Source organism: Desulfuromonas acetoxidans DSM 684 (assembly GCF_000167355.1).
In the GTDB taxonomy this organism is placed as follows: Bacteria; Desulfobacterota; Desulfuromonadia; order Desulfuromonadales; family Desulfuromonadaceae; genus Desulfuromonas; species Desulfuromonas acetoxidans.
Window position 1 is genome coordinate 21,438 of sequence record NZ_AAEW02000007.1, and the last position, 14,410, is coordinate 35,847.

Consider the following 14,410-nt stretch of genomic DNA (forward strand, 5'->3'; position numbering starts at 1 on the left):
CGTCTGTCCGCTACAGCCCTTCCCGACCAGTGAACAACGTGCCGGTCAACGGCGCATTGACATCCGTGTGGCTGAAACGGATCCGCGTATAATCACCATCGTGCTCATGAATTTCCACCTCAGTGACATAGGCCGCCGAATCGGAAAACTGAATAAGCAGATGATCGAGAAAAGCCCGCCCCTGTCCTTCGGGAGGTGTCAGGCGCAGGCAGATCGGTTCAACACCGATCAGCTCAATCTGATAATGCTCCTGCAGCCAACGCAGATCAGCCCGAGCCCAGGCAAACAGCTGTTCGGCGATCAGGCTCATGGCCGGATCATCCTCAAGCCGAAACGGTTCACTGCCATCAACACGCTCATGCCAGCGTTCGCCGTGATCGCCATTGAGAACAAACCCGGAACCAACCGGCTCAGTTAATTCCCAGCGTAACTGATCGGGGCGCTGATAATAAAAACGACCGTTAGATGTCAAGGTTTCAGCAAACATGCTGAGGAATTTCTCCTGGACAAACTGACTCGACAGAGTCTGCACTTCAGCCGCCGAATGACGGATTTCATCAGCCATCTCTTCGGGCAAGGGTTGTGCCACCACCATCGCGGGAAAAAACACCATCAGAATCAGACACAGACGGATTAGTCGCGAATCCATAGCTTGATACTCCCCTCGGCAAGAATCTCTTCCTCACAGCGCACCACGCCGTCAACCACACAAAACCCCTCCAGCTGACCGGAGGTCTCAATATCGATGGTCAACCGGTCACCGACATGCGCCTTGGACAACAGTTTGACCTGACGTCCCCCCACGAGAAACCCCTCACGCACCGGAACCCCGTTCAGCGTATCCTCGTACCCCTTGATCGCCGCATAGCTCTGGGCAATCAACTCAATAAAAGCCACAGGCTCCAGACTGCCGTCTTCGCAGACAAACAGATCTTCGGCATGAACTTCACTGACAACCGTGCCACATCCCGGCGTAAATGCGACCAGCGCATCCACCAGCAGCATGGGCGGTCGGTGCGGCAACAATTTTTGCGCCGCCATGGGCAAAGCCATCGTTATTGTCGTTGAAGTCATCTGTTTTTCTCTCTGGTGATCAGGACCAATAACCACTTAAATCATCGAACATCTGGCTTGAAAACAGCTTCTTACGCATAGCCACCAGATCATCATGGAACACCCGGCTGTTATCGTAAATCTGAAATTCGTCATTGAGAGCCGCATAAATGCGTGAGGTGCCCAGGCCAAGACGATCAGCATTACGGAACGACAGCGCTTGCATATCCGCCAAAACCTCCATGGTCAGGATGTGCTTGGCGTTGCTCACCTGCTTGAATGCCTTGCGTGCCGCCACGGTGCCCATGCTGACAACATCCTGATTGGAGGCGTTACAGGAGATGGAGTTTGTACTCACCGGGTTGGCCAACTGACGATTCTCGGCCGTGGTCGAGGTGGCCAGATACTGCGATCCCATGAACCCCATAGTCAAGCCAAGAGTGCCGGGGATCAGATGCTCAGGCAGTCCTTCGTTGAGGTTTTTATCAAGCAGCTTATTAAGCCGCCGTTCCGACAAGTTGCACAGTGTTGACAAGCTGATACACAACGCATCCATGGCAAAACCGATACTCTGGCCGTGGAAGTTGCCACCGTGAATGATTTTCTTCTTGTCCGGAACAATGATCGGATTGTCGTTGGAGGAGTTGGCTTCCACCTCAACGGTGCGCGTGGCACTTTCAATCATCTCAGCCGCCGGGGCCAAAACTTGAGGCGTGCAGCGGATGGAATACACATCCTGAACATTGATGGTGGTTTCGAAGACCAGTCCTTCCTGGTGCTGACCGCGAATTTGATCATGCATATTCTCGCGCAGAGTGATGTTCCCGGAGCCGCGATACAGGTTGCGAATGATTTCGGCAATCTCCACCTGTCCAGGATGAGGTTTAATCTTGTGCAGATCTTCGTCGAAAGCATCGTCAATACCACCGAACAATTCAATGCCGAAAGCCCCGGTGACACAACTGACCCGCAACAGTTTCTTGGCACCAAAAATGGCGAAAGCTGCCAGAGCGGTCATGGCGCTTGTGCCGTTCATCAGGGCAATGCCTTCTTTATAGCTCAAGCGCATCGGCTCGCGCCCCAGTTCGGCAAAGACTTCGGCGGCAGGACGCAGCTCATCATGGTAGTAGAGGTTGCCCTCACCGATAATCCCCAGCGCCAGATGGGCCAGATGAATCAAGTCACCGGAAGCACCAACACTGCCGCATTCGGGAATATAGGGGGCAATGCCTTCGTTGATCATCCACTGCATAAACTCGAGCAGCTCAATCCGCACGCCACTGTAGCCTTTGACGAGCGTATTGAGTCGCACGAGCATCACTGCCACACCAATATAAGGTTTGAGCGGATCACCAAGACCGGCGGCATGGCTGCGAATCAGGTTGACCTGCAGCGCTTCGATCTCGTTGTCATCAATAATCTTGTTGCACATGGGGCCGAACGATGTATTGACGCCGTAAATAATATGACGAGCATTGACCGCCTCTTCCAAGAAAGTACGGCTGTCACGACAACGCTGCAACGCCTGTTCATCCAGCTCGACTTTCAGATCTCCGACACCAACGGCAATAATCTGTTCCACAGTCAGATCATTACCGGTTAAAATTACTGATTTCTTTTCTGCCATTTTCTTTCCCTCGTCATTTCAGATAAAAATCTTGTCTCAAACGTTCATAAATACAGTGAAACACGTAAAATGGTTCCTTCACATGCCACAACAATCAGATCACTTCAAACAGACTCGCCCGTTCACGTCAGCGGCTACGCACGTGACGTGAATTTGCTCACACATCACTGGCTGTTCAACTTTAATGCCCGTGGGGTGGGCAAAGCCCACTCCCTCTTTGCCGGGGCGAATCCCGGCGATCTTGATTTTGATCTTGATCGCCTGTGGTCCGCATCACGAAACAAACCGCTCCGGCGGACTTCATCCGTTCGCATTGTTGGTACGCACATGACGCGGGCTTCCGCGCCCGCACGTCGGGGCACTTTTGCGTCGACAAAAGTACCGCAAAATCGACTCCCGTCATTGCGCCCTTACGGGTTCCCTCTCTGCGTTCACTAACACCGCGATGTCGGCAAAATTCGCCCAGTCGGCATCAGTCCTCAAACAGGTTGCCGACGACCATCGCGGTGACCGTTCACTCCGTTCGGCGCTGCTGAACGGGAGGGCTTGGGAGCAATATTCAAAATTGGCGATCTGTTCAACGTCAGTGCCCGTGGGGTGGGCAAAGCCCACTCCCTCTTTGCCGGGGTGCCAGCACAACTTGATGGATCAAAGATAACAAGAGTTATCACCGTCAATACCACTGCTCATGAGAAGCACGATTCGTTGACCTAAAGGGCAACGAGCCGAATCTGTGAAGCATAACGGAAAACGACCCATTCTATCTAAATCAAGAAATCACTGTGAACCCCTAGCCGGCTTTTGCATCCTTTTGGGCGACTTGCCAAAAGGATGTCGCCTGCCGGGGCGAAACCCGGCGATCTTGACCTTGATTTTGTTCTTCTGTGGTCCACCATACGGAACAAACCGCTCCGGCGGACTTCATCCGTTCGCATTGTTGGTGCCCACGTGACGTGGGCTTCCGCGCCCGCACGTCGGGGCACTTTTGCGTCGACAAAAGTACCGCAAAATCGACTCCCGGGCTTCGCGCTCTTCGAGTTCCCTCACTCCATCCGCTTCCGCCGTGATGTCGGCAAAACTCGCTAACGCTCAAACAGTTGCCGACGATCATCACGGCTCCAGCTCCTTGCGTTCGGCGCTGCAGTACGGGAGAGCTTGGGAGCAATATCGAAACAGGTTACTCCGTTCAATTTTAATGCCCATGGGGTGGGCAACGCCCACTCCCTCTTTGCCGGGGTGCCAGCACAACCTGGTTGATCAAACTCCTGTTTTTTATCACCATCAATGCCATCGCTGAGAAGAAGCACGATTCGTTGACCTAAAGGGCAACGAGCCGAATCAGTGAAGCATAACGGAAAACGACCCATTCTATCTAAATCAAGAAATCACTGTGAACCCCTAGCCGGCTTTTGCATCCTTTTGGGCGGCTTGCCAAAAGGATGTCGCCTGCCGGGGCGAAACCCGGCGATCTTGACCTTGGTTTTATTCTTCTGTGGTCCACCATACGGAACAAATTGCTCCGGCGAACTCCATCCGTTCGCATTGTTGGTACGCACATGACGTGGGCTTCCGCGCCCACACCTTGGGTTCCTTTTGCGTCGACAAAAGGAACGCAAAATCGACTCCCGTCATTGCGCCCTTACGGGTTCCCTCTCTGCGCTCACTAACACCGCGATGTCGGCAAAATTCGCCCAGTCGGCATCAGTCCTCAAACAGGTTGCCGACGACCATCGCGGTGACCGTTCACTCCGTTCGGCGCTGCTGAACGGGAGAGCTGGGAAGCGATATCGAAACAGGTTACTCCGTTCAATTTTAATGCCCATGGGGTGGGCAAAGCCCACTCCCTCTTTGCCGGGGTGTCAGCACAACTTGATGGATCAAAGATAACAAGAGTTATCACCGTCAATACCACTGCTCATGAGAAGCACGATTCGTTGACCTAAAGGGCAACGAGCCGAATCTGTGAAGCATAACGGAAAACGACCCATTCTATCTAAATCAAGAAATCACTGTGAACCCCTAGCCGGCTTTTGCATCCTTTTGGGCGACTTGCCAAAAGGATGTCGCCTGCCGGGGCGAGTCCCGGCGATCTTGACCTTGGTTTGGCATTTGCCTTAGTCCATAAGATGGAACCAATTGCTCATCCGTTCACGTTCGTGGCACGCACGTGACGGGGCTTCAGCTTCCTTGTTCGGCGCTGCTGAACAGGAGAGCTTTGGTGCTCAATAACTGCGGTCCAACACAAGAAGCTTTAAACGACACTTCCACCAACACCAGAAGTGCGATAATCAAAAAACGTCACCGGCTTACGTTTATCTTCCTGCATAGTCTGGCTCCGCACCGTATCCACATCCTCAATCACCACTTCGGGCTTGACCCGAATGCGTGCCGCCAACAGCTCCTCAATATGATGCGACGTCAGCTCTGAGCAACTGCTGCCAACCACCACTTTAATCTGATCGGACAGCGCATAATCGTCGCGAACCTCAATATAAAACGCCTGAACCTCTTTGAGTTCCTGCAACACCGCAAAGATCGCCGGGGGGTAGACCGTGGTCCCCCGATACTTGAGCATCTGGTTCTTACGCCCCAACACCGGACCGATCCGCCAACTGTTGCGTCCACATTCGCAGGGATCACGGTAGAGCGTCGCCACATCACCTGTCTTAAAACGGAGTAACGGCATGCCCGTTACCTGAAGTGGTGTGGCCACAACTTCACCGGCTTCACCAGCGGCAACGCGCTTGCCCTGATTGTCAACGATCTCAACCGCCATCAACTCGGGTGGCAAATGACCGCCACATCCACAGTTGCAATCGACAAAGGTCGTGGCCATTTCGGTACTGGCATAGGTCCCGTAAACTTCCGCGCCCCACTGGCCTTGCAGACGCTCGCCCAAAACAGACAACGTCAAATCCTGATGGCGCACCGGCTCACCAATGCACACCAGTTTTTGACGCCGCACTGGCGTGGGTCGATCCCTTTTTGGCGCAAAATCTCAGCCAGGGCCAGAAACAGCGTCGGCACACCTACCAACGCGTTTGGGCGAAACCGTTCAATCAACTGCGCCACCACGGAAACCGAACTCGACCCGCCACGAATCACCGTGGATCCGATCTTTTTCAAGCCGAGAAAATACGCCATTCCAGCCATAAAACAGCGATCAATGGCGGCAGCAATCAACACCCTGTCGTCCGCTGTCAATCCCGCAGTAGTAAACGCCAACTGCTCATTGAATGACAGCCGTTCGAGATCGTCACGACTCTGCATAAACGCTACGGGCAAGCCGGTGGTACCGGAAGTCAGACAGATATCCGCCACCTGACGTTCTTCAACACAGAGAAACTCATCACCGTATTGCTCAAGATCGGCCTTGGTGGTAAACGGCAGCTCGGCCAAGTCGTCATAACAACGAACATCGCGAAGATCAATCCCGTGCTCACGCGCCATACGTTGATAAAAACGGGAATGGCCGGCAATATAATCCACATGTTGCCGCAACAGCACCTGCTGCTGTTCACGGATCACGTCAGGCGCGGCAAACGCCAGTTGTTCACTACAAATCAGCATGACACCACCTCTACCTTGGCTGCCTGCATCACTGTCATCGCTTCCAACGCGTCGACCATGTCCGCTTTAACTTTTTTCTTTAATGCCAGATGCCCTCCCTCATACTGATAATCATCCACAGCCACCGGCGCAAGAATCTGCAACTTAACCCGGCACGGACGCAACCATTTACGTCCTGGCGGCAGCAACACATCGGTACCGGTAATACATAAAGGGACCACGGGACATTGAGCAGCCACGGCAAGTTGAAAGGCACCGGAATAGAAACGTTGAATTTTCCCATCCCGACTGCGGTGGCCCTCAGGAAAGAACAGAACGGAACCGCCATTTTTCAAAATATCTTTGCCACGTTCCGTGGTTTGTTGCCAGCTGAGATCTTCCACTTCAAGATAGTTGGCCAAACGCATGAACAGACGATACCAAAACATTTTAAAAGGCCAGGAACGCACGGCAAAAGTAACGTCGCTGTGCGGCAATGCCGCCATGAAATAGGTATCAAAGAACGACAGATGGTTGATGACAAACACACAGCGCTCAGGAAGCTCGGATGCGGTCACTCCTTCGCGAGAAAATGACACAAACGGGGAGATCAGCAACAGCCAGCCACGCCCGTACAACCAGATAAGGTGACGCACAGCGCGATCAACGGGCCAATGATGACGCAGACGCAGATAGGCCGTCTGAAATGGACTCAAAAATAGACCAAGTACCGTCCACAGAACCAGCAGGCTATAGATCCAGACATTCATGGCGATTCCGTGCAGCAGAGAATAAGTGTTCATGAACAATCAGGATTCGGCAGCAAGTTTCTTGGCAACAAACGCGTGGATATCACCCAGAGTGCGGATCTCTTTGACATCGGCTTCTTCACGAATCTTGAACTTGAACGCCCCTTCAAGAACAATGACCATATCAACGGTATCCAGACTGTCGAGTCCCAGATCCTCATACAGTGATACATCCGGGGTCATTTCATCCAGATCGAGTTCAAATTCTTCCGCCAGGGCCGTATTGACCGTGGTGATGATTTCCTGTTCAGTCATGGTCATATCTCCTTAAAACCAGTGAGGTATTCACCCCGCCAAGAGCAAAATTATTTTTTAATGCAAAGCTTAAAGGTTTTTCTTCTATCTTCTTGATATAATTGAGTTCACAACAACGCTGATCAACATCTTCAAGATGCAAAGTCGGTACCAGTTTGCCCTGCTGAAGCATGTCGACAGTGGCAATCGTCTCCAAGGCACCACTGGCAGCCATGGTGTGTCCAAGATGTCCTTTGAGGCTGCTTACGGCCACGGGGGTGTCAAACACGTCGCCGATCGCCTGACTCTCAGCAATATCCCCCTGCTCCGTTGCCGTGGCATGAGCATTGACGTAATCGACTTGTGCTGCATCAATGTCTGCAGACTCAAGGGCTTTACGAATACAATGTGCCATCACCCGCGCATCGGGATTGGCAATATTGCCAGGATCAGAGACCGTCGCAAAACCAACCACCTCACCGAGAATATGTGCTTTGCGGCGCAGGGCGGAATCCAGCGACTCAAGAACCACGACACCACTGCCTTCACCACACACCATCCCGTCGCGATCTGCGGCAAAGGGTCGTGGCGTCTGCTGCGCCTGATCATTGTAGGCCGTGGATGCCGCATGCATCACATCGAAGGTGGCACAGGTCAGCGGATGCAGTTCATCGGCGCCACCACACAGCATCATCTGCTGATGACCCTGAGCAATCATCTCATAGCCGTAACCGATCGCCTGACTCCCTGTGGCACAGGCAGCCGAAGGCGCGAGAAGACGACCAGTAATATTAAATGTCTGAGCAATATTGGACGCACAGGTGTGGTTCATCATCTGAAAAAACAGCGTCGATTTCATCCGTTCAAGGCTGTGGTCGGTAAAATAGTCTTCAAAAAAAGCTTCGGTCACTTCAGTGCTGCCGACAGTGGAACCAACCGCCACCCCCAGATCACCAGACGCACAGAGCTCTTCGTCAATCCCGGCCTGCGCCATGGCTTCGGTTGCTGCAAGGGTGGCGTAGATCGACATCTTCGACATAGAACGGCGATGCTTGCGAGCAATCTGCTTTGGGTCAATGCCCTGAACACGACTGGCCACTAAGCTGCGCAACCCCTGAACCTGGCGTAACGCTTCATAATAAGCCACAGCGCTGCGACCTTCGTACAGTCCGCTGAGCAGATCAGCTACGGTTCCGCCAAATGGAGAAACGGCTCCCATCCCGGTGATCACAACTCTGTTTAATGACACTGATTCAACTCCTCTGCAACGCGTTGATGCCCTAATAAGGTGCCACAGGTATAAAAAGCACCGACCATCGCCCCCATCAATCCAGGTGCAGCCAAAGCCTGTCCCGAAAGGTAGAGCCCCCGAACCCGAGTGGCCACCTGCAGGGGGTAGTGGGCCAATTGATGGCTGACCCCATACACAGCGCCTTGCGGGTAGTGCAAATAATCCCGCAAGGTCAGCGGCGTGGCCAGAAACGGACTTTGGAGCGCTTGGGAAATCTCCGGTACCGTCTGATCAATACGCTCCATAATCTGCTCACAGTACTGTTGCTTAACGTGCCGATAATCGTCAGGACGCTGGCCGCGGCGAGTATTTTGCCAGGGCTCAAAGCGACTATAATCTTCCGGCATAATACCGATAATACCGCAGCCCTGTCCAGCTGAGGACAGGTACAAAGGGCGCTGCGCAATTGTTCCGGAAAACAACTGTGTCCCTTGTTGAAGGTCCGCCAAATACAAATTCCGACCCGCCAACGCATCAACGGGTTGCGCACTGCGGCCAAACAACACCAGAGCAGACTGTGTTTCCTGCAATGCGGCCAGACGGCGTCGATACACCGGACGAAAACAACGTTCATCGAGCCAGTCAAGCAACAAGCGCGGGTCCGCAGCATGGATAACCTGTTTGGCAACAAGTTTCTGCCCGGAGGCAAGAAGAACACCGGCAATCTCGCCCTCACGCCCCACGGACATGGCCGTCACGGTGGAAGAACAAAACGAGTCAACACCGGCCTGTTGCAGACAATCGTCAAACGCCTGACTTAACTGACTCCCTCCACCACGTACACCATGTACCGAACGACAGTAAGGGCCAACGACTGCCGCATGAAGACGCAATGGAATCTGGTCCGGAGGTGTACCATGCAGTAAGCAGTGCAAACACAAAGCTGCGCGCAAACGATGATCCTGCGTCAGCTCCGCAACAAACGACTGCAGACTGACATCTTGACTGTGGGCAAACAGCCCTTCCTCGCCAAAGGTCTTCTTCGTATTGAGGTACGGCATCGAATCACAGATAGACAATACCGTTTGCTGAAAGCGATCAATGGCAGTAGCTTCGTGTGGGAATGCTGCCAGCAATGAATCACGCCAATCCTGCTCTGCGTAACTGAAATCAATGACATCAGACGTAGAACGGTCAATAATTCGATCAAACCCCTGTCTTTTGAAAGGATAAAGCTCGATCTTCCGGCTCAGACCAAGAAAACCCAAAAAACGGTCCAGCACCTCCCCCTTACCAAGGCCACCAGCGTAATGAAAACCGGTGTCATGGTGAACACCATGTCGGGAAAATCCACGCAGCAACGGAGTGATATGGGCTTCGCGCTCAACCACGGCAACACGCCAACCAAAGTGGGACAACACCAGTGCACAGGTCGCACCACTGATGCCCCCGCCAACGATCACCGCGTCATAATTCAATGGCTCTCCCCGAAGTCCAGAACCAGACACGCATTGGTCCCGCCAAAGCCAGCCGAGTTGCACAGCACCGTCTTGGGTGGATGGGGCAACGTCTGCGTTACAATACGTAACCCTCTGGCAGCCTCATCCGGTTCCTTAAAATTGATATTCGCGGCAATAAAGCCGTCGCGGGCCATCAGGGTGCAATACACCACCTGTGCGGCACCGGACATCCACAGCTCATGACCGGTCATCGACTTCAATGACGAAACCAGCGGGCTGTTTTCACCAAATACCGCCTTGATATTTTCCGCTTCAGCAACATCGCCGGCCGGGGTCGAGGTGGCATGAGCACACAGATAATCGATCTGTTGCGGTTGAAGATTGGCCCGCTGCAAAGCCTGAAGCATGGCGCGCTGCAATCCACCACGGCTGGGAACGGAAAGGTTTTCACCATCTGATGAAAAACCGTAGGAGACAACCTCGCCGAGAATCGTAGCACCACGCTGCAGGGCATCGTCATAATTCTCCAGCACCACTGCTGCCGCGCCGCCGCTGGGGACTAAACCATCGCGGTCTGCGGAAAAAGGACGGGACGCCGCACTCGGTTCATCTTCGCGCACTGAAAACGCTCCAAGGCCATCAAAACTGCACATGGATTGCCAGTTGATCTCCTGCGCACCACCGCAAATTACTCGCTTTTGACGCCCCAGGGCAATCAGGTCTGCGGCCTGGCCTATGGCATGCCCGCCGCTGGAACACGCCGAGCTCAGTGACCAGCAGGCCCCTTTGGTGCCCAGCAACGTATTGAGATTCATCGTCACGCAGGAGGTCATGGAACGAAATATCTGCCCACTGCCGATAGATTTGGTTTCCTGACGCTCGCGCAACAGATCAACTTGTTCAATGGCGGCCAAACAACTTGAGTCACAGCCGAAAATCAAACCGGTATCTTCACTGCGCACCAGGGTTTCATCAAGAGCCGCCATGTCCAACGCCTGACGGCTGGCCGCATACGCCTGAACAGCAAACTCCGGCATACTTTTGCGCTCTTTGCGCGACAAAACCTTTTTGCCGTCAAACCCGTCAATACGGCCAGTGAGCGCACTGCGAAACCCGAGCGACTTACGCTCCTCGTCCACAACGATTCCGGAACGGCCCTGGCGCAAGGCGTCACTAACACTATCGACATCACAGCCGAGGCACGAAATAATCCCGATACCGGTTATAGCTACACGATTCAATGTCGTCATCGCTTCTCGATTCCTGAAAACAACGAAAAACAGAAAAATTACGGCATGCAGGCGCCGCCATTAACGGAGAACACCTGACCGGTAATGTATTCGGCTTTATCCGAACATAGAAAATCAACCATATCAGCCACTTCCTGCGCTTTACCAATTCGGCCAAGGGGAACCATCGGTAAAATTTTATCCAGCGGCAACTCTTCGGTCATTTCCGTTTCGATAAAACCCGGGGCAACGGCATTAACCAGTATCTTGCGCTTGGCTACCTCCATCGCCAGTGAACGCGTCGCACCGATCATCCCGGCTTTGGCGGCAGAGTAATTAGTCTGGCCACCGACGCCTGTCTGACCGGAGGTGGAGACGATATTGATGACACGCCCACAGCGCTTGCGTAACATCTGGGGCAAGACCTGACGGGTCACATTAAAAAAGCCACCAAGATGCACTGAAATCACATCATTCCACTCCTGAGAACTCATCAGAGCTAACAGGGTATCCTTGGCAAAACCAGCATTATTGATAATGGCAAAGGGGGTCGCGTTTTCGAGATAAGGCTTTAACGCGTTTTCACAGGCCGCGATATCAGCGACATCAAACGGAAGCAACAGACACTGACCACCTGCCTGCTCAATCTCATTCTTAACCAGATTGGCGGCATCATGGTCGCTACGGTAATTGAGCCAGATATCAAATCCGGACTGCGCTAATGTGATCGCAATAGCGGCACCAATCCCCTTGCCGCCTCCTGTTACCAATGCAATTTTACGTTCTGAATTTGCCATCAGGAATTCAACCTCAGTTGTTGATCTAATTAGTCAAAGTAGACAAATGTAACATGGGGCGTATTCTATACAAATATAGTGGCTGGCACAACTGCTTATCCGGGAAAGATTAGAAAATAAAAACCATTATAATTCTAATAAGATAGTATACGTAACCTGCCCCCTTACATCGTATCATCCCCGACGACGGCCCGGCCAGTCTTGAACACTTTCAGACAACCGATTAATGAGTCCTCGCAATTGATTCAATTCAGCAACGTCAGGGGCTGCCTGATGCAGGAGTCGTCTCAACATCGTCGGAATTACTTCAGGTCGACTCGGATTGACATAGCCCACTCGGTGCACCAGTTCATCGAGCTGCTGGAACAGCGGCTCAAACTGATCGTGGGTGGGTTGATCCCGTTGCACTATACCCACCCGATCCTGTCGGCGAGACAGTTCATACAGAGTGACGACCACCGCTTGGGCCAGATTCAGCGATCCGGTCTCATCAGTGGTTTCAATGGTAGCGGCCTGGGAACACAGAGCAACCTCCTGTGTCGTCAATCCCCTGTCTTCACGACCAAACACGAAAGCAACACGGCTTTGCGCCGCCACAGATTGAAAGCGTTGTGACAGTTCTTCGAGGGGCAACAGGTTGCCACGCAGGCGACCTGTTCGCCGTGTTAGTGCAACACTGTGATGCACATCAGCCAGTGCCGCAGCCAAATCGGGGAAATGTTCCGCCTGCCCCAATAAAGGACGAGCTCCCACAGAAAATTTAACCGCATCGGAATGAAAGGGGTCACAGGACTTAACCAGCCGCAATTGCGCTACACCAAAATTAGCCATGGCCCGACAAACTGCACCGACATTGCCGGGCTGGCGAGGTTCAACAAGAACAACAATCGGTGTAAAATGGCGCATCTCCACTCCTTCTTCTCACAGCACTTAAATAAAGAAAAAAGGGTGCCATCCGAAATGATGGCACCCTTTAAGCTCATTGCTTGCAATCCACCACGTTAGAAAAAATAGGTCAGATTAGCGGCAAACAGATAAGCGTCACTTTTGTATGTACCGGTTTGAGTCTCGTTGTCGACTTTACGATCATCGAAATCAACCCACATGTAGGCAAAATCAAACACCGCCCGATCCGTATGGTAACCGAAACCAAAGGTGTAGTTGTTACGATCGGCATCAGGAAGCTCAGGACCAATGGTATCATTGGGTACCGGGGTGTTGTCACGGGCATAACCAACACGTAGATCAAGAGTTTCCGTCACCGCATACTGGGCACCAAACCGATAAGCCCAGACATCGTTCCAATCTTTACGATTCAGAGAATCCGACAGCACGGTATTTTCATCAAACAGGATGTCCAAACTGTCATAGGAGCTCCAACCAAAGCGGTCCGCATCGAACTCTACGGTCAGCTTACGCGTCGGCTTCCAGGCAACAGCGAAGCTCCAAGTGTCCGGCAACGTAATTTCCGTTTCAGCGCCTGTACTGTAAATAGAATCTGTGTAGGAAAGTGGTGGAGCACCATAAACACTCTGGCCCGCACTGGTGATCTGGTAATCAGCATCACCATCAAAATCCAGTTCAATTTCACTGCGATAGGCAACGCCAAACGACAAGGTTTCCAACGGCTGCCACAACAAACCAAAGTTATATCCCCAACCATCGCCATCGGCTTCGAGCTCCAACTCACCCAATTGAACGGCAGTCAATCCCGGTACAGGCACGGCTCCCAGGGCATAGGCATCGACACACGCTGACTTTTCAAGCCACACATCCGCGTAGGTATAGTCAATACCAACTGCAACACCAAGGTTGATCGACTCAAACAGATAGGCCACTGTCGGATTGACGTTAATCGGCTTGATGGCAATTTCTTTAATCTCATCACGAAACGGGCTGGTGGTATCCCAGCGCTTGGCAAGTGGATAAAGTGATCCAATACCAATACCAAACGCCCAGGGAGAACCTTCTTTACGGGTGGTCATATAGAAATTGGGCGGAAAAAAGATGTCATCACGCGCTTCGGTATCCACCTGTTGTTCCACACCAAGGCCACTTGCCACATCACCCAACTTGGTGGTCCCGCGAAATTCCGTTTCCGGTACGTTGATGACGGTCACACCAAGACTGACCTGGGTTCCGGTTTGAAAAACAATCCCGGCGGGATTGTAAAAAATAGCCGACGGATCATCAGCCTGGGCAGCAAAGGCATTGGCCATGCCCATCGCCTTGCTCCCCTGTTCGCGGATATGAAAACCCGCCGCACTCACCCAACCCGGCAGCATCAGTGCCAGGGCAACAGCAGTAACCAGTAATTTCAATGCTCGACTCCCTTGTCTTTTTGTTTAATGACAGCTTTAAACATTCATTACAAAATAGTCGGCATTATGTTCAAAATTGTATACATATTCAAGAAAAAAC

At 52.6% G+C, this 14,410-nt stretch carries 15 protein-coding genes; 1 reads left to right on the forward strand and 14 read right to left on the reverse strand.

What is annotated here, in order from left to right:
- Nucleotides 1-10: 10 nt before the first annotated feature.
- From DACE_RS17165 to DACE_RS06800, 3 genes are read right to left on the reverse strand one after another with little or no spacing between them, the layout of a single operon-like run.
- Nucleotides 11-649, reverse strand: coding sequence for a LolA family protein (locus DACE_RS17165; RefSeq protein ID WP_005999635.1), 639 nt, complete (start codon nt 647-649; stop codon nt 11-13).
- Nucleotides 634-1,074 (reverse strand): hotdog family protein, encoded by a 441-nt coding sequence (locus tag DACE_RS06795; RefSeq protein WP_005999637.1) that lies wholly within the window; start codon nt 1,072-1,074, stop codon nt 634-636. Before DACE_RS06795 ends, DACE_RS17165 begins: the two co-directional genes overlap by 16 nt.
- A gap of 19 nt (nt 1,075-1,093) precedes the next feature.
- A complete protein-coding gene (locus tag DACE_RS06800) occupies nt 1,094-2,680 on the reverse strand; it encodes an HAL/PAL/TAL family ammonia-lyase (RefSeq protein WP_005999638.1) in 1,587 nt (528 codons plus the stop codon).
- A 546-nt stretch (nt 2,681-3,226) separates the two neighbouring features.
- On the opposite strand from DACE_RS06800, the gene DACE_RS18080 reads away from it, so the two are divergent.
- Nucleotides 3,227-3,394: a hypothetical protein gene (locus DACE_RS18080; protein WP_155809023.1), complete on the forward strand. Its 168-nt coding sequence runs from the start codon at nt 3,227-3,229 to the stop codon at nt 3,392-3,394.
- A gap of 368 nt (nt 3,395-3,762) precedes the next feature.
- Here the strand turns inward: DACE_RS18080 and DACE_RS18085 are convergent, their stop codons facing one another.
- From DACE_RS18085 to DACE_RS06845, 11 genes are all read right to left on the reverse strand, one after another.
- Entirely contained in the window at nt 3,763-3,987 is a 225-nt protein-coding gene (locus DACE_RS18085; RefSeq protein ID WP_155809024.1) for a hypothetical protein, read from the reverse strand.
- Between the two features lie 944 nt (nt 3,988-4,931).
- Complete coding sequence (locus DACE_RS18440; protein ID WP_198912527.1) at nt 4,932-5,645, reverse strand: phenylacetate--CoA ligase family protein; 714 nt, start codon at nt 5,643-5,645, stop codon at nt 4,932-4,934.
- The gene (locus DACE_RS18445; RefSeq protein WP_198912528.1) at nt 5,591-6,250 is read right to left on the reverse strand and encodes a phenylacetate--CoA ligase family protein; all 660 of its coding nucleotides are present in this window, start codon (nt 6,248-6,250) and stop codon (nt 5,591-5,593) included. The genes DACE_RS18440 and DACE_RS18445 overlap by 55 nt, the downstream gene beginning before the upstream one ends.
- Nucleotides 6,244-7,032, reverse strand: a complete 789-nt coding sequence (locus DACE_RS06810; RefSeq protein WP_005999643.1) for a lysophospholipid acyltransferase family protein — start codon at nt 7,030-7,032, stop codon at nt 6,244-6,246. The genes DACE_RS18445 and DACE_RS06810 overlap by 7 nt, the downstream gene beginning before the upstream one ends.
- Nucleotides 7,033-7,038: 6 nt before the next feature.
- On the reverse strand, nt 7,039-7,293 hold the full coding sequence (locus DACE_RS06815) for a phosphopantetheine-binding protein (RefSeq protein WP_005999646.1): 255 nt from the start codon (nt 7,291-7,293) through the stop codon (nt 7,039-7,041).
- The gene (locus DACE_RS06820; RefSeq protein ID WP_005999648.1) at nt 7,286-8,521 is read right to left on the reverse strand and encodes a beta-ketoacyl-[acyl-carrier-protein] synthase family protein; all 1,236 of its coding nucleotides are present in this window, start codon (nt 8,519-8,521) and stop codon (nt 7,286-7,288) included. Before DACE_RS06820 ends, DACE_RS06815 begins: the two co-directional genes overlap by 8 nt.
- A complete protein-coding gene (locus DACE_RS06825) occupies nt 8,512-9,981 on the reverse strand; it encodes a phytoene desaturase family protein (RefSeq protein WP_040366469.1) in 1,470 nt (489 codons plus the stop codon). The genes DACE_RS06820 and DACE_RS06825 overlap by 10 nt, the downstream gene beginning before the upstream one ends.
- Entirely contained in the window at nt 9,978-11,213 is a 1,236-nt protein-coding gene (locus DACE_RS06830) for a beta-ketoacyl-[acyl-carrier-protein] synthase family protein (protein WP_005999652.1), read from the reverse strand. The genes DACE_RS06825 and DACE_RS06830 overlap by 4 nt, the downstream gene beginning before the upstream one ends.
- 38 nt (nt 11,214-11,251) lie before the next feature.
- The gene (gene fabG / locus DACE_RS06835) at nt 11,252-11,989 is read right to left on the reverse strand and encodes a 3-oxoacyl-ACP reductase FabG (protein WP_005999654.1); all 738 of its coding nucleotides are present in this window, start codon (nt 11,987-11,989) and stop codon (nt 11,252-11,254) included.
- Between the two features lie 174 nt (nt 11,990-12,163).
- Nucleotides 12,164-12,895: an RNA methyltransferase gene (locus DACE_RS06840; protein WP_005999656.1), complete on the reverse strand. Its 732-nt coding sequence runs from the start codon at nt 12,893-12,895 to the stop codon at nt 12,164-12,166.
- A gap of 95 nt (nt 12,896-12,990) precedes the next feature.
- Entirely contained in the window at nt 12,991-14,310 is a 1,320-nt protein-coding gene (locus tag DACE_RS06845) for an OmpP1/FadL family transporter (RefSeq protein ID WP_005999658.1), read from the reverse strand.
- Between the last annotated feature and the right edge of the window lie 100 nt (nt 14,311-14,410).